Raw genomic sequence first — 18,637 nt, 5'->3', positions numbered from 1 at the left:
CTATGGCTCCAGCAAACCATCATGTGGCGGCGACTTCTACAGCAGCTTTTGGGAATGCCATAGCTGATGAAGTCGGGCCGAGAAGCAGGTGCAGTGGTATTTGGCGCGTAAAAAAACCGCCATGAAGGCGGTTTTTTTCAGGCTTGGCGCTGGTTGGATAGGGTCAGTCGCAATCGATCCAAGTAATCCGCCCATGTACGCATGAGGGCGCGGCGTTGTTCCATGTATTCGGCTCGGTCGTAGGCCGCTCCCAGCGGCCCGGACTTTCCATGTGCCAGTTGGGCCTCCACTACGTCGTGCGGTATGCCTGGCAGGCGCTCCCCGACCAGAGTACGGGCCATGGCTCGGAAACCATGCGCGGTCATTTCATCGCCGCTGTAGCCAAGACGCCGTAGGGCCGTGTTCACCGTGTTTTCGCTCATGGGGCGTTCGCCGGTCAGCAGGCTTGGAAAAACGTACTTTCCTCTCCCTGTGAATGGCTTTAGTTGCTGGAAAACTGCGATGGCTTGAGGTGCCAGCGGCACAAGGTGAGGGCGGCCATTGAGCTTGTGCAGCTTGGTGCGTTTCATGGCCATGGATGGAATGGTGAGCATGGCCACATCCAAATCGATCCAACTCCATTCCATGGAGCGGATGTTGCCAGGTCGTTGAAAGAGAAGGGCGGATAGCTGAAGGGCTGCTTTGGTGGTGCGCTGACCTTCATAGGTGTCGAATGCCCGCAGCAGCTCCCCCACTTGATCTGGCTCGAGTACGGCGGCCATATGCTTCACGAGCACGGGCTGCAGTGCGCCTTGCAGGTCGGTGACGGGGTTGCGTTCGCATCGGCCTGTCTGGATACCGTAGCGGAACACCTGCCCGGCTGTTTGCCGCAAGGTGTGGGCTGTTTCGCGTGCGCCTCGCTTTTCTACCTTGCGCAGCACACCCAAAAGCAGGGGCGCCGTAATGTCCGGCAACTGCATCCGCCCAACGTGAGGGAACAAGTCTTTAGCCATGAGGCGCAGCCATTTCTCTGCATAAGAGTCGCTCCAGGCTGACTGCTTGGTGAAATGGAATTCACGCGCCACTGCCTCAAAGCTGTGCTCGTCGGCGGTGGCCAGGGCAAGTTTCTGCGCTTGCTTGACCAAGGCTGGGTCGGTGCCATCGGCCAAATGCACCTTGGCTTCATCGCGGCGGCGGCGAGCCTGGGCCAGGGTAACTGCTGGATAAACGCCCAGCGCGAGGGTTTTGCGTTTTCCGCCATAGCGGTAGTCCATGCGCCAGTACTTGCCGGCCGCTTTGACCAGCAGATACAGGCCTCCACCGTCCGCATAGCTTTCGCCGGCCGGCTTGCATGCGTGTTTTACGGTGCGAACGAAAGTGTCTGTGAGTGGCATCGAAAAAGTCCATGTGACGGTATCTCGGGTTTGTAACCCAAAAAGTACCGTCAAAAGTACCGTCAAATTGCCTAGATGGGGGCGGATGCCTGTGGACGGCTATGGAAACAAAAAACCCCGCAAGCCCAATAGGCATGCGGGGTTTTGGATTTCTATGGACTCCTGTGGAGTCTTAATTGGCCTGCCTGGAGGGACTCGAACCCCCGACCTATTGCTTAGAAGGCAATTGCTCTATCCGGTTGAGCTACAGGCAGCCATAAAGATGCGAATCATACCTTGCCCCGGCAGCTTTCCAGGCTTCGCCGGACTGATGCGGGGCAGGCAGCGAAGGCTCAATCCTCTTCTTCAAACACCAGGCTGGTGGGGGCCATGACCCGGGCCAGATCGCCCAGGCTGGGGATCACGCCCTGGCTGACGTAGCTATAGGGTGTGTCAGGCTCCAGTGCCGCAGCGGCCACATTGGCCTGGGACTGGTTCAGGCTGATGTAGTAGCTGCCGGGCGTGGCGTCGATGGCATTGCGCGAGACGGTCATCTTGCCATCGGTGCGGGTGTAGCCATCGGACAGCACGGGGGCTTGCTCGGCCACGCGCTGTACTTGCACGCCCAGCAGGCGCAGGCGTTCCACGGCTGGCTCGCTTTGCGCGGACAGCCAGTAGCCGCAGGCACGGGGGCGCTGCAGCGTGGTGCGTAGCTCCGTGGCCGATATCCAGGTGGCGCGCACGGGTTGGTCGGCGCCGGTTTGCGGGTTCAGCATGGGCACTTCGCGCTGGGTCTGCAGGGCTTGTGCGGCGACGGCGAGTTGGCCGCTGCAGGCATGCGAGGCGACGTCGCGTGCGACGAAGGACTGCACCTTGTTCAGATCAGCGCTGCGGGTGATGGTGTCATTCAGCGCGGTGCTCAGCGCCGTGACCAGGGTGTGAACGCGGCGCTGGATGTGGGTGCGCTGCAGGTCGGCGCCACGGCTTTGCACGTTCAGGCTGGGGATGTTCTTCAGCGCCGAGAGATTGTGCAAGCTGGTGGGCGCGGGGCTGGCCATGCGCAGCGTTTTGTCGCTGCTGCTGGCGCTGTAGGCCCAGTCCACCCGCTGGCCGGCCTGGGTCAGGCTGGCCGTGACTGGGCGGTACAGCCATTCGCGCTCGGCCTTGGCAATGAACTCGTGCACATTGGGGCTGTAGCCATATTGCAGGCCTGCGTCTTCGGCGCGCAGTGCGCCGAATTGCGCCAGCGTAGGTTGGATGGCGGGAAATTCCTGGGCGTCGATCACAACGCTGGGGCGGTAGTCGCGCACCAGCTTGGCCAGGGCGCGGGCTTCCGGGGTCTGCAGCAGCAGGTGGTCTTCGGTCAGTGCCGTGCCATTGGCTGTGGCCGATGTGCTGTTGTCAAAGCCGTCGGGGTTGGCGCGGGGCACCAGAATGACGTTGGACTTGGCCAGCAGCGGGTGCAGCAGGCCGCCGGATGCCAGCTCCTTGGCCAGCACCAGTACGGCCTCGGTGGGCGCAGCGTCTGTGCCTTGCTGGCCGGCGACGATGAGCAGTGTGGGGCGGCCGGTTTCATCCAGCGCGCCGGGGTTGACGCCTTCACCTTGGGTGGCGACCAGAGCCGAAATGCTCTGGCCTTGCTGGCTGGTGCCGGCATTGATCTGGGCCAGGCGCACAGGCTGGCCCAATGTGTCGGTGGAGAGCTTTTGCAGCAGGGCGTTCAACTCGACATTGGTGGTGAAGCTGCGGCGGCCGTTTTCCAGGCCCGGCGTTTGGTAGCGCACGGATGGGTCAGGAAAGCGCACGGCCACTTCACCTGCGTAGGGCAGGGCTTCCAGGGCGGTGTTGGGTGCAACCGGCGTGGTGCGCGCGGTTTGTTGCGTGGTGTCGGCAACGGGCGTGACGGCAGGCGATGGTGCGCGTGCAGTGGGGACGCCGGGAACCCAGGGTGGCAAGGCCGTGCTGGAGCAGCCGGCCAGTACGGCGGCAGCGCCCAGCGCACTCAGCCACTGCATGCGGATGCCGCAGGCTTGCGAGCCATCCTGAGAGGAGGAAAAAGCGAAAGAGGAGGGCCTGGTCATGGTGTGCAATATCTCAAGTCTCGGTCTGCGAAGGCTGCGTGCGCGGAGCACGGATGCTCGGCATGTTAGCTGCTAGCCAGACCGGGTTGGGCGTACGCACAGGGGAGCAGGCGAACAAAGTCGCTTGCTGCCCGCAGGCGCAGCCCAGGCCGTGGCTGCGCCGCGCAGGCAGGTGCTGGACCTGCCTGGCGGGAGTGGTTTAGCGGTTGAAGCCGCCGCCACGGCGGTTGTTGCCACCGCCGTTGCCGCCACCAAAACCGCCGCCACCACCACCACCGCTGTTGCCACCACGGCGGTTGCCGCCGCCGCCGAAGCCGCCACGACGGCCACGGTCGGCCATGCTGTCCACGCTGGTGCGCATCGGATCAGGCTGGCCGCCATTGCCACCGCTGTTGCCACGGGGTGCGGCATTGCGGATCACGCCCACATGGGTGCCCAGGTGGGCATTGGCGCGAGGCGGTTGGTCGTCAAAACGGCTCGGGCCTTCATAGCCATCACGGGTTTGGCGTTGTGGCTGGCTGCGGGGTGCATCGCGCATGCCGTCGCGTGGGTAGTCACCACGAGGTGCATCGCCACGGGGACCATCGGCGCGCGGTGTATCGCGCGAGGGGCGCTGGCGCGAGCGGTTGAAGCCCTGGCCGTTGCGGCGTTGCTGGCTGTCGGCATCGCCCGCGAATTCGGGACGGGGTGCACGGCCCTGCTCGTTGCCACCACGGCGGTTGCCGCCGTTGCCGCTGCGGCGTTGTCCGTCTTCACCGACGGCTGCGCCCTGGCCGGCTTGGGCGGGGCGTGGACCCTTGCCCTTGCTGGCGCCACGATCGCCTTGGGCGACCTTGTTGGTGCGGATGCGGTCCATCATTTCCTGGCGTGCAGCCTTGGCTGCTGCCTGCATGACGTCGCGGCTGGGGGGCTTGCCGGCGCCGCCCCAGATGGTCTGGCGGCCCATGGCGATGGGTTCAGCCCTTTCGTTTTCTTCGGGGCCAAAGCCTTCCAGCACTTGCACCGGGATCTCCTGCTTGGTGAAGCGCTCGATCTCCATCATGAAACCTTCTTCGTCCATGCACACCAGGCTGACGGCATGGCCTTCGCGGCCGGCACGGCCCGTGCGGCCGATGCGGTGCACATAGTCTTCGGGCACGTTGGGGATTTCGTAGTTCACCACGTGTGGCAGCTCGTCGATGTCGATGCCACGGGCAGCGATGTCGGTGGCCACCAGGGCGCGCAGCTCACCGGTCTTGAAGCCGGCCAGGGCCTGGGTACGGGCGCTTTGGCTCTTGTTGCCGTGCAGCGCCATGGCGCTGACGCCATGCTTGGTCAGGTAGTCGGCCACGTTGTTGGCGCCGAACTTGGTGCGGGTGAAGACCAGCACCTGGCTCCAGTCGTGCTCGCGGATGATGTGCAGCAGCACTTCTTTTTTCTTGCCACGGCCCACGGGGTGGATCACCTGGGTGATGCGTTGCACCGTGGTGTTGCTGGGCGTGACCTGGATGGACTGGGGGTTCTTGAGCAGGGAGTTGGCCAGCTCGCGGATGTCATCGCTGAAGGTGGCCGAGAACAGCAGGCTTTGCTTGTTCTTGGGCACCAGGGCCAGCACCTTCTTGACGTCGTGGATGAAGCCCATGTCCAGCATGCGGTCGGCTTCGTCCAGCACCAGGATTTCGACCTGGGACAGATCCACCAGACCTTGCTGCTGCAGGTCCAGCAGGCGGCCAGGGGTGGCCACCAGAATGTCCACGCCCTTGCGGATGCGGTCGACCTGGGGCTTGATGCCCACGCCGCCAAAGATGACGGTGGACTTCACGCCCAGGTATTTGGAGTAGGCGCTCAGGTTCTCTTCGATCTGGGCGGCCAGCTCACGGGTGGGCGAAAGCACCAGACCACGGATACCTCCGGCCGGAGCCTGCGTGCCGCCTTGTGTCAGGCGGTGCAGCATGGGCAGAGAGAAGGCGGCGGTCTTGCCGGTGCCCGTTTGGGCGCCGGCCAGCAGATCCTGGCCGGTCAGCACGGCCGGAATGGCCTGGGCCTGGATAGGCGTTGGGTTCTCATAACCCTGTTCAAGCACCGCTTTGACAATGGCGGGTGCCAGGTTCAGTTCTTCAAATGTCATTGTTGTCGATACGCCCGTCCGGGGCGCTGGGTATCAGCCTGTCGGGGCAACCTGCGGTGGTTGCCGGGCCAGTCTTAGGCAGATGATTTCAAAGGAATGGGAGCCTGGAGCAGCGTCCGTCGTCCCCAGCTGAAATGCTGATGCCAGGGGCAACTGGAGCCCTTGGCTATGCATATTGTCGCATGCGTCGATAATCAGCGTTGGGGAGCAACCACCGGTTGCCCAGTTTTCTCACCAAAAAACGGACTTTTTTCTCACATATCCATGGCTCAATACGTCTTTTCGATGAACCACCTGACCAAGACTGTGCCCCCCAAGCGCCAGATCTTGAAGGACATTTCGCTCAGTTTCTTCCCGGGTGCCAAGATTGGCGTGCTGGGCTTGAACGGCTCGGGAAAGTCTTCGCTGCTGAAGATCATGGCGGGCGTGGACAAGGAGTTCGAAGGCGAAGCCATTCCAATGGCAGGGTTGTCCATCGGCTATCTGCCGCAGGAACCCCAGCTCAACCCTGATCACACCGTGCGCCAGGCCGTGGAAGAAGCCATGGCCGAGGTGAACAACGCCAAGGCCCGCCTGGAAGAGGTGTATGCGGCCTACGCCGAAGAGGACGCTGACTTCGACGCCCTGGCCAAGGAGCAGGGCGAGCTGGAAGCCATCATTGCCGCTGCCGGCACCGACTCCGAGCACCAGCTGGAAATTGCCGCCGACGCGCTGCGCCTGCCGGCCTGGGACGCCATCGTGGGCCAGCTCTCCGGTGGTGAAAAGCGCCGCGTGGCCCTGTGCAAGTTGCTGCTGTCCAAGCCCGACATGCTGTTGCTGGACGAGCCCACCAACCACTTGGACGCCGAATCGGTGGAGTGGCTGGAGCATTTTCTGCACCGCTTCAGCGGCACCGTGGTGGCCATCACCCACGATCGCTACTTCCTGGACAACGCGGCCGAGTGGATTTTGGAACTTGACCGTGGCCACGGCATTCCCTACAAGGGCAATTACTCCGACTGGCTGATCCAGAAGGGCAACCGCCTGGAAGCAGAACAAAAGGGTGAAGAAGCCCGCGCCAAGGCCTTGAAGAAGGAGTTGGAATGGGTGCGCCAGAACGCCAAGGGCCGCCAGGCCAAGTCCAAGGCACGTATTGCCCGCTTCGAAGAGCTGAGCGATTACGAATACCAGCGCCGCAACGAAACCCAGGAAATCTTCATTCCTGTGGCCGAGCGTCTGGGCAGCAAGGTCATTGAGTTCACCAACGTCTCCAAGGCCTTTGGCGACCGTCTGCTGATCGACAACCTGAGCATGAATGTGCCTGCTGGCGCCATCGTCGGCATCATCGGCCCCAACGGCGCCGGTAAGTCGACCTTGTTCAAGCTGATTGCCGGCAAGGAACAGCCCGATTCCGGCACCGTGGACATCGGCTCGACCGTGAAGATGGCTTTCGTCGACCAGCACCGCGATGCGCTGGCCAACGAAAAAACCGTGTGGGAAGACGTCTCGGGCGGCCTGGACATGCTGAACATCGGCAAGTTCCAGATGGCCTCGCGCGCCTACTGCGGTCGCTTCAACTTCAACGGCCAGGACCAGCAAAAGAAGGTCGGCAACCTCTCCGGTGGTGAGCGCGGCCGTCTGCACCTGGCCAAGACCCTGATCCAGGGCGGCAACGTGCTGATGCTGGACGAACCCTCCAACGACTTGGACGTGGAAACCCTGCGTGCGCTGGAAGACGCGCTGCTGGAATACGCCGGTACCGTGATGGTCATCTCCCACGACCGCTGGTTCCTCGACCGTATTGCCACCCACATCCTGGCGGCCGAAGGCGACTCGCAATGGGTGTTCTTCGACGGCAACTACCAGGAGTACGAGGCCGACAAGAAAAAGCGTCTGGGCGAAGAGGGCGCGCAGCCCAAGCGCTTCCGCTACAAGGCCCTCAAGTAAGGTCTTTGCTGCCGGCCTGCAGGCCGGCATGCACCGCACAAGGCTTCCTTCGGGAAGCCTTTTTTATGCGCCGCTGCGGGGTTCTGCATTCTGAAGACTCCTGAAAAAAGAGCTCTCTGTGCAGATGGAATAAGCGTTTCCAGGCTTTTGCTCGCCAGGCGAGTGCGGTCAGCTCGTTGTCGCGCAAGGCACAGCCAGCGGGGACAAGTCCCAGTGGTGGGGCGTAAGGCTTGGGTCTAGATTTGCGGGGCCGGCAGTCAGCCCTGAATACGCGGGGGGGCGCCGGCTTTTCCATAAAAAACGACAGGAGACTTTCCCCCTATGGCCACCGCAACCTCTTTCACCGCTCGCACCTCGGCTTCCGGCGCACGCCGCCATCTCATCCAGGCGGCTGCCGGTCTGCTGGCTGTGGGGGCGCTGGGCCTGCAACTGCCCGCTCAGGCGCAGAGCCAGGCCAGCGGCACCTATCCCGCCAAGCCCGTGCGCATCGTGGTGGGCTTTTCGGCCGGTGGCACCACCGACGTGGTGGCGCGCATCATGGCCAAGGAGCTGACACAGGCCCTGGGCCAGACCTTTATGGTGGACAACAAGCCCGGCGGCGGCAGCAATATCGCCACCGACCTGGTGGCCGCCGCCCAGCCCGATGGCTACACCCTGCTGTTTGTGGCCGTGACCAGCGCCATCAATCAGACGCTCTACCCGAATGTGAAGTTCGACCTGAACCGTGACTTCGAGGCCGTGGCCCTGGGCGCCAAGGTGCCCAATGTGCTGGTGGTCCACCCCAGCGTGCCGGCCAAGAATGTGAAGGAGCTGATCGCCTGGGCCAAGGCCAACAACGACAAGGTGTCCTATGCCTCCTCGGGTAGCGGCACCTCCATCCACATGGCGGCCGAGCTGTTCAAGGTGCGCACCGGCCTGCAGACCCAGCATGTGCCCTACAAGGGCAGCGCCCCGGCCTTGACCGATTTGATGGGCAACCAGGTGCAGTTCATGTTCGACAACATGCCCTCGGCCTGGCCCCAGGTGCAGGGCGGCAAGCTCAAGGCCCTGGCCGTGACCACGAAGACGCGCTCACCCTCGGCTCCCGATCTGCCCACCCTGGAGGAAAGCGGTGTGGAGCGTTTTGACGTCAGCAGCTGGTTTGGCCTGATCGCCCCCAAGGGCACGCCCAAGCCCATCGTGGACAAGCTCAACAAGGCCATGAACGCGGCCTTCGACAAGCCCGAGGTCAAAGAGGCTTACGCCAAGCTGGGCGCCGTGGCAGAGCACAACACACCGGCGCAGTTCGGCAGTTTTATCCGCAGCGAAGTGGCCAACTGGGCGCCAGTGGTCAAGGCTTCGGGTGCCAAGGTGGATTGAGTCGCCAGCGACCGTCATTCAAAAAAGAGAGCAGCCTGCGCACTCTGTATCTGGATATCCAGGTGATATAAAGTGCAGAGTCAGCAGCCAAGCGCATGGCGTGCTCCTCATGGAAGGGAAACTGGACACATGCCTTTGGCTTCTTTGACACATGCCGAACGTACGCTGCTGGAACGTTACCAGCGCCTGGCAGGCGGCAGCCTGGCCCCGAGGCTGGCCGTTGAAATCATTCCGCCGCTGGTATTTGTGGGCCTGTGGGCGTGGAGCGGCAAGGCCGTGTTTTTGCTCGCGCTGATCGCGGTGCTGGTGGTGTTCAATGTGTGGCGCGTGCTGCAGCAGCGCCGCGCATTGCGGCATCTGCAGTCGATTGCGGTCAAGGCCCTGGTGGAGTCTTCTTCGGAGCCTGCTGCCGCTGCGACCGACGCATTGGGCTAGGGCGTGGCCCTTGCGCAGAGACGCAGACACAAAAAAGGCTTCCCATGGGAAGCCTTTTTGCATGGAGCGCAGCCGGGGCTGCGGCACCATTACACGCGCTTGCGGTATTCGCCGGTGCGGGTGTCGATTTCGATCTTGTCTTCCTGGGCCACGAACAGGGGCACAGCCACTTCAAAACCGGTAGCGATCTTGGCGGGCTTGAGCACCTTGCCGGAGGTGTCACCCTTCACGGCTGGCTCGGTCCAGGTGATTTCGCGCACGATGGTGGTGGGCAGTTCGACCGAGATGGCCTTGCCGTCATAGAACACCACTTCGGCGGTCATGCCGTCTTCCAGGTAGTTCAGAGCGTCGGCCATGTTTTCGGCTTCGACTTCGTACTGGTTGAATTCGGGGTCCATCCACACATACATCGGGTCAGCGAAGTAGGAGTAGGTGCAGTCCTTCTTGTCCAGGATCACGTTGTCGATCTTGTCGTCGGCCTTGAACACGTTTTCCGTGCCGAAGTTGCCGATCAGGCTCTTGAGCTTCATGCGCACGGTGGCAGCGCCACGGCCGCCACGGGCGTATTCGGTCTTCAGAACGATCATGGGGTCCTTGCCGAACATGATCACGTTGCCGGCGCGGATTTCTTGAGCGATTTTCATAGCTGTCTTGCTGAGGGTGAAGCCGCTCTACGCAGCAGGCAAGAGCGTCCATGGCATTCCATGGCGAAGGGCCTGCCGCATGTTCCGCGGCGGGAGCATCCTACGGCTGCAGTCCGCCGCATGAAAAGCCATGAGGGACGGGCCGAAGAGGCAAAAGCGTGATTTTAGCTTTTTTCCGCCACGAACTGCAGCAGCTGGCCGATCAGCCCGGTCTGGGCACGCAATCTTTGACGCGCCGCAAGCATGCAGGCCTGCCATTCGCGCAGCAGCTGGGGCGTGAGAAGGGGTAGGGTGCTCGGGGCCGCCATGCCATTCCAGGCATGGTGGAAAGACCGTAAAGACCCAGGGGCCTGCAGCCAGTCCAGAAAGGCGTTGAGCTTGGCATGGTGGGCGTTGTCATGCTGGGGGTAGATATGCCAGACCATGGGCTGGCCGGCCCACAGCGCCCGGACCAGCGAATCTTCGCCGCGCACCAGGTTCAGGTCGCAGGCCCAGAGCATTTCGTCAAACTGCGGCTGCGGGCAGATGGACAGGACATGGCTAGCTATGTTTTTGAAGTCTGGCTGGGCCTGCATGGCCGCGTCGACGGCGGCTGTGGCGCGGCCGGGGGTGAGCAGCAGCCGTGGCTGCCATTCGGCACTGTGCGGGCCGGGTTGCAACTGGGCCAGCAGCTCGGCCAGGGCCGGGGGCTCGTAGCAAAACAGGCTGATGGCGTAGTCGCCGGCCTGCAGCCCGCGGGCCGTGCGCCAGCCCGCGCGATCGAACGCGGCCTGGCGTGTGGGCAGGTCTTGCTCGGCCAGCAGGCCGCCGGTGTCGGCCGTAAAACCGGGGTAGAAAAACCAGCGTGTCAGCCCGGCGGCCGGCCCGCTCATCAAACGCGAGGGCAGGCGGTGGCAGCGCGCCACATAGTCTTCGGCGGACAGGTATTCCAGATTGATCCACACCGGCGCCTGCCCGGCCGCAGCCCGGTCGGCAATGGCCTGCACAAAGGGTGCGGGGATTTCGCAGCCAAAGGCCTCGACCACCACATCGCCCACACCAGCGCCAATGTCTGTGAGCGCATCGCCGAGCTGCGTGGGCCAGGCATGCACCGTCAGGCCGGCGGGATGGGGCGTGGGCGCCATCCACTGCAGGGCGCTGGCATCGTCCATCCACAGCCGCACGGTCTGGCCGCGCGCCACCAGCTCGGCCGCGGCGCGCCAGCACACGCCCACATCGCCAAAGTTGTCTATGACCTGGCAAAAAATATCCCAGCTGCGACGGGGGGCTGCAACAGAGTCATGGGCCTCGAGGGGCAGGGGGAAGAAGGCAAGCATGGACAGGTTTCAATCGGTGGCCGGCTGGCACAAATGCGTGGCCAGCAGCTGGGTGACGGGGGGCAGGGCCTCGGTGGCGCGCACGCACAGCATCAGCTGGCGCTCGGCCCAGGGCTCTTGCAGACGAATGCTGCGCAGCGGCAGTGCGCCCAGGTAGAGGCGGGCGCTGCCCTCGGGCAGTATGCCAATGCCCAGGCCGGAGGCCACCATCAGGCACAGGGCGTCATAGCCCGTGACCTTCATGCGCAGCCGCAGCTGCAGACCCTGGTCGGCTGCGGCACGGGTGACCAGATGGTTGAGTGCGCTGCCGGCATGCATGCCCACCCAGTCGTATTGCACCAACTCGGCCAGGCGCACGCTGCGCCGTCGCACCAGGGCATGGCCCAGGGGCACGACCACGGTGAGCCGGTCGCACCGGTAGGGGCGCAGGCTGAGTTTTTCGCCATAGCTGCCGGCATTGAGCAGGCCGATATCGGCCTCGTTGTCGGCCACGGCGCGGGCGATGTCGGTGCTCACCCGCTCCTGCAGACGCACATCCACCTGGGGGTGCTGGGCCAGAAAACGCTGCAGCTGCGCCGGCAGAAACTGGGTGATGGCCGAGATGTTCGCCACCACGCGCACATGGCCGCGCAGGCCGCTGCCGTGGTCACGGCCGTAGTCCTTGATTTGCGTGGCAATGCCGTCCAGCTCATTGAGCACGCTGCGCGCCATGTTCAAGAGCGCATAGGCCGCTGCCGTGGGCTGGCTGCCGCGGTTGCTGCGGGTGAACAGCTCCACCTGCAACTGGGCCTCCAGATCGGCCAGGCGGCGGCTGGCGGCCGAGGGCGCAATATGCTCGCGCGCGGCAGCACGGGCGATGGCGCTTTCTTCCATGACGGCCACAAACAGGCGCAGGGTGACGGGGTCGAGTTTCATAAGGCGGGGAGAACTGGGCGGCCATTATCCCGTGGGTGGCTTTGGCTATGCCCAAATGCGATGGCAGCTTCGCATTTCAGCGTTTTGCACGCCATGGCTCTGGCGGCAAGATGGCTGGTGACAGGCCTTGCGATAAGGGCCATGGAATGGAGACAAAGAGCTATGTCCACAACACAATGGATACGCGACCCCGCCACCCAGACCGCCACGCCGCGCGCGCTGCAAGGGGTGAAAGTGGTGGAAATGGGGCAACTGATTGCCGGGCCTTTTTGCGGCAAGACCCTGGGCGAGTTCGGCGCCGATGTGGTGAAGATCGAAGCCCCTGGCGCGGGCGACCCGCTACGCAACTGGCGGCTGATTCAAGACGGCACCTCGGTGTGGTGGCAGGTGCAGTCGCGCAACAAGCGCTCGGTGGCGCTGGACCTGCGCCAGGCCGAGGCCCAGCAGCTGGCACGCCAGCTGATTGCCGAGGCCGATGTGCTGGTGGAGAACTTCCGCCCCGGCACGCTGGAGGGCTGGGGCATGGCGCCCGAGCAGCTGCATGCCATCAACCCCGGTCTGGTGATTTTGCGCATCTCCGGCTATGGCCAGACCGGCCCCTACCGCGATCTGCCGGGCTTTGGTGTGATCGGCGAAGCCATGGGCGGCCTGCGCCATCTGACGGCCGAGCCCGGTCGCGTGCCGGTGCGCGTGGGCGTGTCGATTGGCGACACGCTGGCGGCCCTGCATGGGGTGATCGGCGTGATGATGGCGCTGTACCACCGCAAGGTGCAGGGCGGGCCAGGCCAGGTCATCGATGTGGCCCTGCACGAGGCCGTGTTCAATGTGATGGAAAGCCTGCTGCCCGAATACAGCGCCTTTGGCGCCGTGCGTGAGGCCGCGGGCAGTGCGCTGCCGGGCATTGCACCGTCGAATGCCTATCCCTGCCAGGACGGTTGGGTGCTGGTGGCCGGCAATGGCGACTCCATTTTCAAACGCTTGATGGCCACGATTGGCCGACAGGATTTGGCCGACGACCCACAGCTGGCCGATAACGCCGGCCGTGTGGCCCGGGTGACTGAAATCGATGCGGTGATTGGCGCCTGGACCCAGGGCCAGAGCGTGCAGCAGGTGATGGACCAACTGGCCGCAGCCCGCGTGCCGGCCGGCAAGGTCTATACCGCCAAGGACATTGCCGAAGACCCGCATTACCGTGCCCGCGAGATGATTCTGACCCAGCGCACCCGTGATGGGCATGAGGTGGAAGTGCCGGGCGTGGTGCCCAAGCTCTCACGCACGCCCGGCACGGTGCGCAGTAGCGCCCCCCATGTGGGTGACGACACCGATGCCGTGCTGGCCGAAGTGGGTTTGAGCAGTGAGCAGATTGCCCAGCTGCGTGCCAAGGGGATCATTCAATGAGCGCGGTGAACGTATGGCAGGGGGCGGGCCGCCGCATCTATATGAATGAGGTGGGTACGCGCGACGGGCTGCAGATGGAGCAGGCCTTTGTGCCCACGGCCGACAAGATTGCGCTGGTGAATGCGCTGTCGGCGGCAGGGCTGTCCAAGATCGAGGTCACGGCCTTTGTCTCGCCCACGGCGATTCCGGCGCTGCGCGATGGCGAGATCGTGATGCGCGAGATAGAGCGCCGCCCCGGCACCATCTACACCGCCCTGGTGCCCAATGTGCGTGGCGCCGAGCGCGCCATCGATGCCCGCACCGACGAGCTGAATCTGGTGATGTCGGTCAGCGAAACCCACAACCTCTGCAATCTGCGCATGCAGCGCAGCCAGTCGTTTGCGGCTCTGCAGCAGGTGGTGGCTACGGCGCAGCAGGCTGCGGTGGCGGTGAATGTTTCGCTGTCCTGCTGCTTTGGCTGCCCCATGGAGGGCGAGGTGCCGCAGGCCGAGGTGCTGGCCTGGGTGCAGCGCTTTGCCGATCTGGGCGTGCAGGGCGTGACGCTGTGCGACACCACGGGCATGGCCTATCCCAGCCAGGTGCTGGCGTTGGTGGCCGCCTGCAAGGAGCGTTGGCCGCAGCTGGGGCTGACGCTGCACTTTCACAATACGCGCGGCATGGCGCTGGCCAATGTGCTGGCATCCATAGCTGCTGGCGCCGACCGTTTTGATGCATCCATAGGTGGCCTGGGCGGCTGCCCCTATGCGCCAGGAGCCTCCGGCAATGCCTGCACCGAGGACATCGTCCATGCGCTGGCGCTGATGGGCTATGACACCGGCGTGGACCTGGAGGCCGTGGTGGCTGCGGCCCAGTCCTTGCCGGCCTTGATCGGTCACGACATTCCCAGTCAGATTGCCAAGGCCGGGCCGCGCTGGGCGCTGCATGCGCCGCCGGCGAATTTTCAGGAGATCCGCGAGCGCGCCCTGGCCAAGGGCTGAGCGCAGCGGTCAGAGCGCATGCGATGCAGCGGCGGGTTTTGCGGGGGCAAGGCGCGGGCTGCGCGGCATGGAGTTTTTTCCAGCAGCAGGGAGCCCGCAGGGGGCGGGCGCATCCCTATAACAAGCCGACAGGCAATCAACCCAAGGAGACTTTGATGCACACCACATTCACCACCCGCCGCCGCCTGCATGGCGCAGCCCTGGCAGCCGCTGTGGCGCTGGCCTTGCCCGCCGCCAGCTGGGCCCAGGCCTATCCCAACAAGGCCATTACCTTCATCGTGCCGGCCTCGGCCGGTGGCACTACTGACTTGTCGGGGCGCATGGTGGCCCAGGCGCTGGCGCCCGTCATCGGCCAGAGTGTGGTGGTGGAAAACAAGGGCGGTGGCAACGGCAATCTGGCCGCAGCCCAGGTCAAACGCGCCCCGGCCGACGGCTACACCTTGCTGATGCAGTACTCGGGCTTTCACGTGATCTCGCCCCATCTGAGCAAGAGCCAGGCTTGGCAGCAAAGCGATTTTGTGCCCGTGGCCGGCCTGGTCTCGGCGCCGCAAATCATCGTGGTGCGCGGTGATTTGCCGGTCAAGGACATGAAGGAGCTGGTAGCCTACGCCAAGGCCCATGTGGGCAAACTGAACTATGCGTCCTCGGGCAATGGCTCGCTGCAGCATGTGACCGGCGCCATGCTGGAGCAGCAGGCGGGCATTCAAATGGTGCACGTGCCCTACAAGGGCACAGGCCCGGCGCTGCAGGATTTGCTGGGCGGCCAGGTGGACCTGACCTTTGGCACGGCCCCACCTTTCATGGCCCATATCCAAAGCGGCAAGCTCAAGGTGCTGGCGGTGACCGGCAAGGAGCGCCTGCCCAGCCTGCCCCATGTGCCCACCACGGCCGAAGTGGGCTTGCCCGGTGTCAACGCCACTTCGTGGTTTGCGCTGTTTGCCCCGGCGGGCACGCCCCAGCCCGTGATCGACAAGCTGGCCGCCGATGTGAAGCAGGTGGTGCAAGACCCGGCATTCAAGAAAAAGGCCGAGGAGCAGGGCGCCATGGCCGACTATATGGCGCCCAAGGCCCTGGGCGCCATGGTGGCCAGCGATCTGAAGAGCTGGGCGACGGTGGTGAAGTCCGCCAATATCCAGGCCGAGTAAGCGCAGGATTCGCCCGCCATCCGTGCGGCGTTCCGGTGCGGGTGGGCGGGTTTTATGGTCAAAAGAGCTGCAGCTGCAATCCCCATATACAGCGGCAGCTCTTTTTTCGGTAGTGCGGCCCGCCTGGTGCGGGGCGGCACCAGGCCGCAGCACAATAGAGGCTATGGCTTCTGACGTGCACTCTGCCGAACTCCTGGCCCAGGTGGCCAGCCTGCCCGCGCTGCCGGGCGTTTACCGCTACTTTGATGCGGCGGACACCTTGCTCTATGTGGGCAAGGCCCGCAACCTCAAGCGGCGTGTGGGCAGTTATTTCCAGAAAGACCATGGCGGCACGCGCATAGGCCATATGGTCAGCAAGATCGTCCGCCTGGACACCACGGTGGTGCGCTCCGAGGCCGAGGCCTTGCTGCTGGAAAACAACCTCATCAAGACCCAGCACCCCAAGTACAACATTCTGTTCAGGGACGACAAAAGCTATCCCTATCTGAAGATCACCGGTCTGGCGGGCAAGGACGGACAGGGCAGTGCGCCCGGCCAGCAGTTCCCTCGCATGGCCTATTACCGGGGCAGCGTGGACAAGCGCCACCGTTACTTTGGCCCTTACCCCAGTGCCTGGGCGGTGAAGGAAACCATACAGCTGCTGCAAAAAGTCTTCCGCCTGCGCACCTGCGAGGACACGGTGTTTGCCAACCGCTCCCGGCCTTGCTTGCTCTACCAGATCAAGCGCTGCAGCGGGCCCTGCGTGGACTTGATCTCACCCGAGGCCTATGCCCTGGATGTGCGCAACGCCGAGGCCATGCTGCGCGGCGAAACCGATGCCCTGCTCAAGACCATGGAGCAGCGCATGATGGGGCATTCCGACAAGCTGGAGTTTGAGCTGGCGGCCGAGGTGCGCAACCAGATTTCGGCCCTGTCCACCGTGCTGCACCAGCAGGCCATCGAGACGGCAGACGACCGCGATGTGGACATCCTGGCCGTCAAGGTGCAGGGCGGACGCGCCTGCGTGAACCTGGCCATGGTGCGCGGTGGCCGCCATCTGGGCGACCGGGCCTACTTCCCCAGCCAGCTGGATGACGCCATGGGCGTGTACGCCACGGAAGACGGCGCCGAGCAGCGCCAGTCGGTGGAGTTGCGGGTGCTGGAAGCCTTTGTGGCCCAGCATTACATCGACGTGGCCGTGCCACCGGTGCTGCTGGTCAGCGAGGCCCTGGATCTGCAACTGGCCCAGGCCTTGTCGCAGCAGGCCGGCTACAAGGTGAGCAGCCAGCACCAACCGCGCGGCCAGCGCCGCATCTGGCTCGATATGGCCCTGCAAAACGCGGCCATCCAGCTGGCGCGGCTGCTGTCCGAAGAGGGCTCGCAGCAGGCCCGCACCCGCGCCCTGGCCGAGGCCCTGGACCTGCCCCAGGAGGGGCTGGAGAGCCTGGCCATCGAATGCTTTGACATCTCCCACACCGCGGGTGAGAACACCCAGGCATCTTGCGTGGTGTTCCACCACCACAAGATGCAAAGTAGCGAATACCGGCGCTTCAACATCCACGGCATCACGCCGGGCGACGACTATGCCGCCATGCGCCAGGTGCTCACGCGCCGCTACCAGCCCGTGGCGCAGGCCCTGGCCGAGGCCGGTGGCGCGGAGCTGCCCGCCGGGGCGCCGCGCCTGCCCGACCTGGTGCTGGTGGATGGCGGCAAGGGCCAGGTCAGCATGGCGCGCGAGGTGTTCACGGCCTTGGGCTTGGACTTGTCACGCATCGTAGGTGTGGAGAAAGGCGAGGGCCGCAAGGTGGGCCTGGAAGAGCTGGTGTTTGCCGATGGCAGGCCCAAGGTCTACCTGGGCCATGACTCCGCTGCGCTGATGCTGGTGGCACAGATTCGCGATGAGGCCCACCGCTTTGCCATCACCGGCATGCGTGCGGCCCGCGCCAAGGTGCGCACCGGCAGCAGCAGCCTGGAAGAAATCCCCGGTGTGGGCCCCAAGAAGCGCGCACGCCTGCTGCAGCGCTTTGGCGGGGTGCGCGGCGTGCAGGACGCCAGCGTGGAAGACCTGATGACGGTGGACGGCATCTCGGCCGCGCTGGCCGAAGACATTTACCGCGCCTTGCACTAAGAGCGTGTTCAAAGTCTCCTGAGCAAGAGCCCCAAGAACGCCAGATGGACGAACTGCAAGCTGGTGTTGAGCCAACGCTCGCAGTTTTTCCATAACCTTCTGTTCTTCTCCAGCCAGGCGAAGCTGCGCTCCACTACCCAGCGCTTGGGCATGACCTTAAAGCTGTGCATCTCGCTCCTCTTGGCGATTTGCACCGTCACGTGCTCGCCCAGAATCTCTTGTACGCCCTGCGCAAAGGGCTGGCCCACGTAGCCGCTGTCGCACAGCACGCCTTGCACTCGCCCCAACGTCCGCTTACAGCGCTGCAGGGCCTGCAGGGCACCTTTGCGGTCCGTTACCTCGGCCGTGGTCACCGCAATGGCATGTGGCAGCCCCTGCGTGTCCACCGCAATGTGGCGCTTGATCCCACAGACCTTCTTGCCCGCGTCATAGCCCTTCAGCCCCGCCGTGTCCGTGTTCTTCACGCTCTGCGCGTCCACAATCAAGAACGCGCTGCATGCGTTGCGCCCCAGTTTCTCGCGGGCCGCGCCAACCTGATTTTTTTAAAGCCTGCTCCAGCAGGCTGCCTTCCTCGCGGGGCTCGCTCCAGATCGCCCAGTACGAATGCACCGTGCGCCACTTGGGAAAGTCGCTGGGCAGCGCTCGCCACTGGCAGCCCGTGCGCAGCAGATACAGCACGGCGCAGAACACCTCGTAAAGCTCCACCTTGCGTGGGGCCGTCCTTTTGCGCGCACTCTCCAGCATTGGCCGGATCACTTCGAACTGCTCGCGCTTGATATCGCTGGGGTAGCCTTTTCTCATCCTGCGAGCTTCTCACATCTGGCGAGACTTTGAACACGTTCTAAGAGTGGCTAACGCCACTTCTCCAGAGGGCC

Annotated in this window: 14 protein-coding genes and 1 tRNA gene; 7 read left to right on the top strand and 8 right to left on the bottom strand. The window is 64.1% G+C overall.

Annotation, left to right across the window (positions count from 1 at the left end; translation table 11 throughout):
* Window positions 1–137: 137 nt before the first annotated feature.
* The 4 genes from ACA027_RS13835 to ACA027_RS13820 form a co-directional block, all read right to left on the bottom strand.
* On the bottom strand, window positions 138–1,373 hold the full coding sequence (locus ACA027_RS13835) for a tyrosine-type recombinase/integrase (protein ID WP_370678799.1): 1,236 nt from the start codon (window positions 1,371–1,373) through the stop codon (window positions 138–140).
* A gap of 177 nt (window positions 1,374–1,550) precedes the next feature.
* Window positions 1,551–1,627: transfer RNA gene (locus tag ACA027_RS13830), tRNA-Arg, on the bottom strand.
* Window positions 1,628–1,705: 78 nt separating this feature from the next.
* Entirely contained in the window at window positions 1,706–3,433 is a 1,728-nt protein-coding gene (locus tag ACA027_RS13825) for a M14 family zinc carboxypeptidase (protein ID WP_370678798.1), read from the bottom strand.
* A gap of 199 nt (window positions 3,434–3,632) precedes the next feature.
* Window positions 3,633–5,540 carry a DEAD/DEAH box helicase gene (locus tag ACA027_RS13820; RefSeq protein ID WP_370678797.1) on the bottom strand — a complete coding sequence of 636 codons (1,908 nt, stop codon included), beginning with the start codon at window positions 5,538–5,540 and terminating at the stop codon, window positions 3,633–3,635.
* A gap of 264 nt (window positions 5,541–5,804) precedes the next feature.
* Between ACA027_RS13820 and ettA the strand changes: the two genes are divergently transcribed.
* From ettA to ACA027_RS13805, 3 genes are all read left to right on the top strand, one after another.
* Window positions 5,805–7,466: an energy-dependent translational throttle protein EttA gene (gene ettA, locus ACA027_RS13815; RefSeq protein WP_370678796.1), complete on the top strand. Its 1,662-nt coding sequence runs from the start codon at window positions 5,805–5,807 to the stop codon at window positions 7,464–7,466.
* A gap of 321 nt (window positions 7,467–7,787) precedes the next feature.
* The gene (locus ACA027_RS13810) at window positions 7,788–8,825 is read left to right on the top strand and encodes a Bug family tripartite tricarboxylate transporter substrate binding protein (RefSeq protein ID WP_370678795.1); all 1,038 of its coding nucleotides are present in this window, start codon (window positions 7,788–7,790) and stop codon (window positions 8,823–8,825) included.
* 129 nt (window positions 8,826–8,954) lie between these two features.
* Window positions 8,955–9,260 carry a hypothetical protein gene (locus ACA027_RS13805; protein ID WP_370678794.1) on the top strand — a complete coding sequence of 102 codons (306 nt, stop codon included), beginning with the start codon at window positions 8,955–8,957 and terminating at the stop codon, window positions 9,258–9,260.
* A gap of 89 nt (window positions 9,261–9,349) precedes the next feature.
* On the opposite strand, the gene efp is transcribed toward ACA027_RS13805, so the two are convergent.
* The 3 genes from efp to ACA027_RS13790 form a co-directional block, all read right to left on the bottom strand.
* Window positions 9,350–9,904 carry an elongation factor P gene (efp, locus tag ACA027_RS13800; RefSeq protein ID WP_370678793.1) on the bottom strand — a complete coding sequence of 185 codons (555 nt, stop codon included), beginning with the start codon at window positions 9,902–9,904 and terminating at the stop codon, window positions 9,350–9,352.
* 164 nt (window positions 9,905–10,068) lie between these two features.
* Window positions 10,069–11,220, bottom strand: coding sequence for an elongation factor P maturation arginine rhamnosyltransferase EarP (gene earP / locus ACA027_RS13795; protein WP_370678792.1), 1,152 nt, complete (start codon window positions 11,218–11,220; stop codon window positions 10,069–10,071).
* Between the two features lie 9 nt (window positions 11,221–11,229).
* Window positions 11,230–12,135 (bottom strand): LysR family transcriptional regulator, encoded by a 906-nt coding sequence (locus ACA027_RS13790; RefSeq protein ID WP_370678791.1) that lies wholly within the window; start codon window positions 12,133–12,135, stop codon window positions 11,230–11,232.
* Between the two features lie 162 nt (window positions 12,136–12,297).
* Here ACA027_RS13790 and ACA027_RS13785 point away from each other — a divergent pair, with 162 nt between their 5' ends.
* The 4 genes from ACA027_RS13785 to uvrC all read left to right on the top strand — a co-directional run bounded on the left by ACA027_RS13785 (window position 12,298) and on the right by uvrC (window position 17,762).
* On the top strand, window positions 12,298–13,533 hold the full coding sequence (locus ACA027_RS13785) for a CaiB/BaiF CoA transferase family protein (protein WP_370678790.1): 1,236 nt from the start codon (window positions 12,298–12,300) through the stop codon (window positions 13,531–13,533).
* Complete coding sequence (locus ACA027_RS13780; RefSeq protein WP_370678789.1) at window positions 13,530–14,510, top strand: hydroxymethylglutaryl-CoA lyase; 981 nt, start codon at window positions 13,530–13,532, stop codon at window positions 14,508–14,510. The genes ACA027_RS13785 and ACA027_RS13780 overlap by 4 nt, the downstream gene beginning before the upstream one ends.
* A 155-nt stretch (window positions 14,511–14,665) precedes the next feature.
* Window positions 14,666–15,655 (top strand): Bug family tripartite tricarboxylate transporter substrate binding protein, encoded by a 990-nt coding sequence (locus ACA027_RS13775; protein ID WP_370678788.1) that lies wholly within the window; start codon window positions 14,666–14,668, stop codon window positions 15,653–15,655.
* 163 nt (window positions 15,656–15,818) lie between these two features.
* Window positions 15,819–17,762, top strand: coding sequence for an excinuclease ABC subunit UvrC (gene uvrC / locus ACA027_RS13770; protein WP_370678787.1), 1,944 nt, complete (start codon window positions 15,819–15,821; stop codon window positions 17,760–17,762).
* A gap of 8 nt (window positions 17,763–17,770) precedes the next feature.
* Here the strand turns inward: uvrC and ACA027_RS13765 are convergent.
* Window positions 17,771–18,563 (bottom strand): IS5 family transposase gene (locus ACA027_RS13765; protein WP_370678786.1). Its coding sequence is split into 2 segments (ribosomal slippage): window positions 17,771–18,305 and window positions 18,304–18,563, totalling 795 coding nucleotides; the frame shifts between segments, so codons are not numbered across the junction.
* Window positions 18,564–18,637 lie beyond the last annotated feature (74 nt).

Origin of the sequence: Comamonas sp. GB3 AK4-5 (genome assembly GCF_041320665.1) — a bacterium.
Lineage (GTDB): Bacteria > Pseudomonadota > Gammaproteobacteria > Burkholderiales > Burkholderiaceae_C > Comamonas.
This window is presented reverse-complemented; position numbering and strand designations above follow the sequence as displayed.

What these genes read in the sequence shown, in the direction of transcription:
- ACA027_RS13790 (WP_370678791.1), bottom strand. Translation starts at nt 12,135, where the DNA reads ATGAAACTCGACCCCGTCACCCTGCGCCTGTTTGTGGCCGTCATGGAA.
- ACA027_RS13810 (WP_370678795.1), top strand. Translation starts at nt 7,788, where the DNA reads ATGGCCACCGCAACCTCTTTCACCGCTCGCACCTCGGCTTCCGGCGCA.
- ACA027_RS13820 (WP_370678797.1), bottom strand. Translation starts at nt 5,540, where the DNA reads ATGACATTTGAAGAACTGAACCTGGCACCCGCCATTGTCAAAGCGGTG.
- ACA027_RS13780 (WP_370678789.1), top strand. Translation starts at nt 13,530, where the DNA reads ATGAGCGCGGTGAACGTATGGCAGGGGGCGGGCCGCCGCATCTATATG.
- ACA027_RS13825 (WP_370678798.1), bottom strand. Translation starts at nt 3,433, where the DNA reads ATGACCAGGCCCTCCTCTTTCGCTTTTTCCTCCTCTCAGGATGGCTCG.
- efp (WP_370678793.1), bottom strand. Translation starts at nt 9,904, where the DNA reads ATGAAAATCGCTCAAGAAATCCGCGCCGGCAACGTGATCATGTTCGGC.
- ACA027_RS13785 (WP_370678790.1), top strand. Translation starts at nt 12,298, where the DNA reads ATGTCCACAACACAATGGATACGCGACCCCGCCACCCAGACCGCCACG.
- ettA (WP_370678796.1), top strand. Translation starts at nt 5,805, where the DNA reads ATGGCTCAATACGTCTTTTCGATGAACCACCTGACCAAGACTGTGCCC.
- ACA027_RS13805 (WP_370678794.1), top strand. Translation starts at nt 8,955, where the DNA reads ATGCCTTTGGCTTCTTTGACACATGCCGAACGTACGCTGCTGGAACGT.
- ACA027_RS13775 (WP_370678788.1), top strand. Translation starts at nt 14,666, where the DNA reads ATGCACACCACATTCACCACCCGCCGCCGCCTGCATGGCGCAGCCCTG.
- uvrC (WP_370678787.1), top strand. Translation starts at nt 15,819, where the DNA reads ATGGCTTCTGACGTGCACTCTGCCGAACTCCTGGCCCAGGTGGCCAGC.
- ACA027_RS13835 (WP_370678799.1), bottom strand. Translation starts at nt 1,373, where the DNA reads ATGCCACTCACAGACACTTTCGTTCGCACCGTAAAACACGCATGCAAG.
- earP (WP_370678792.1), bottom strand. Translation starts at nt 11,220, where the DNA reads ATGCTTGCCTTCTTCCCCCTGCCCCTCGAGGCCCATGACTCTGTTGCA.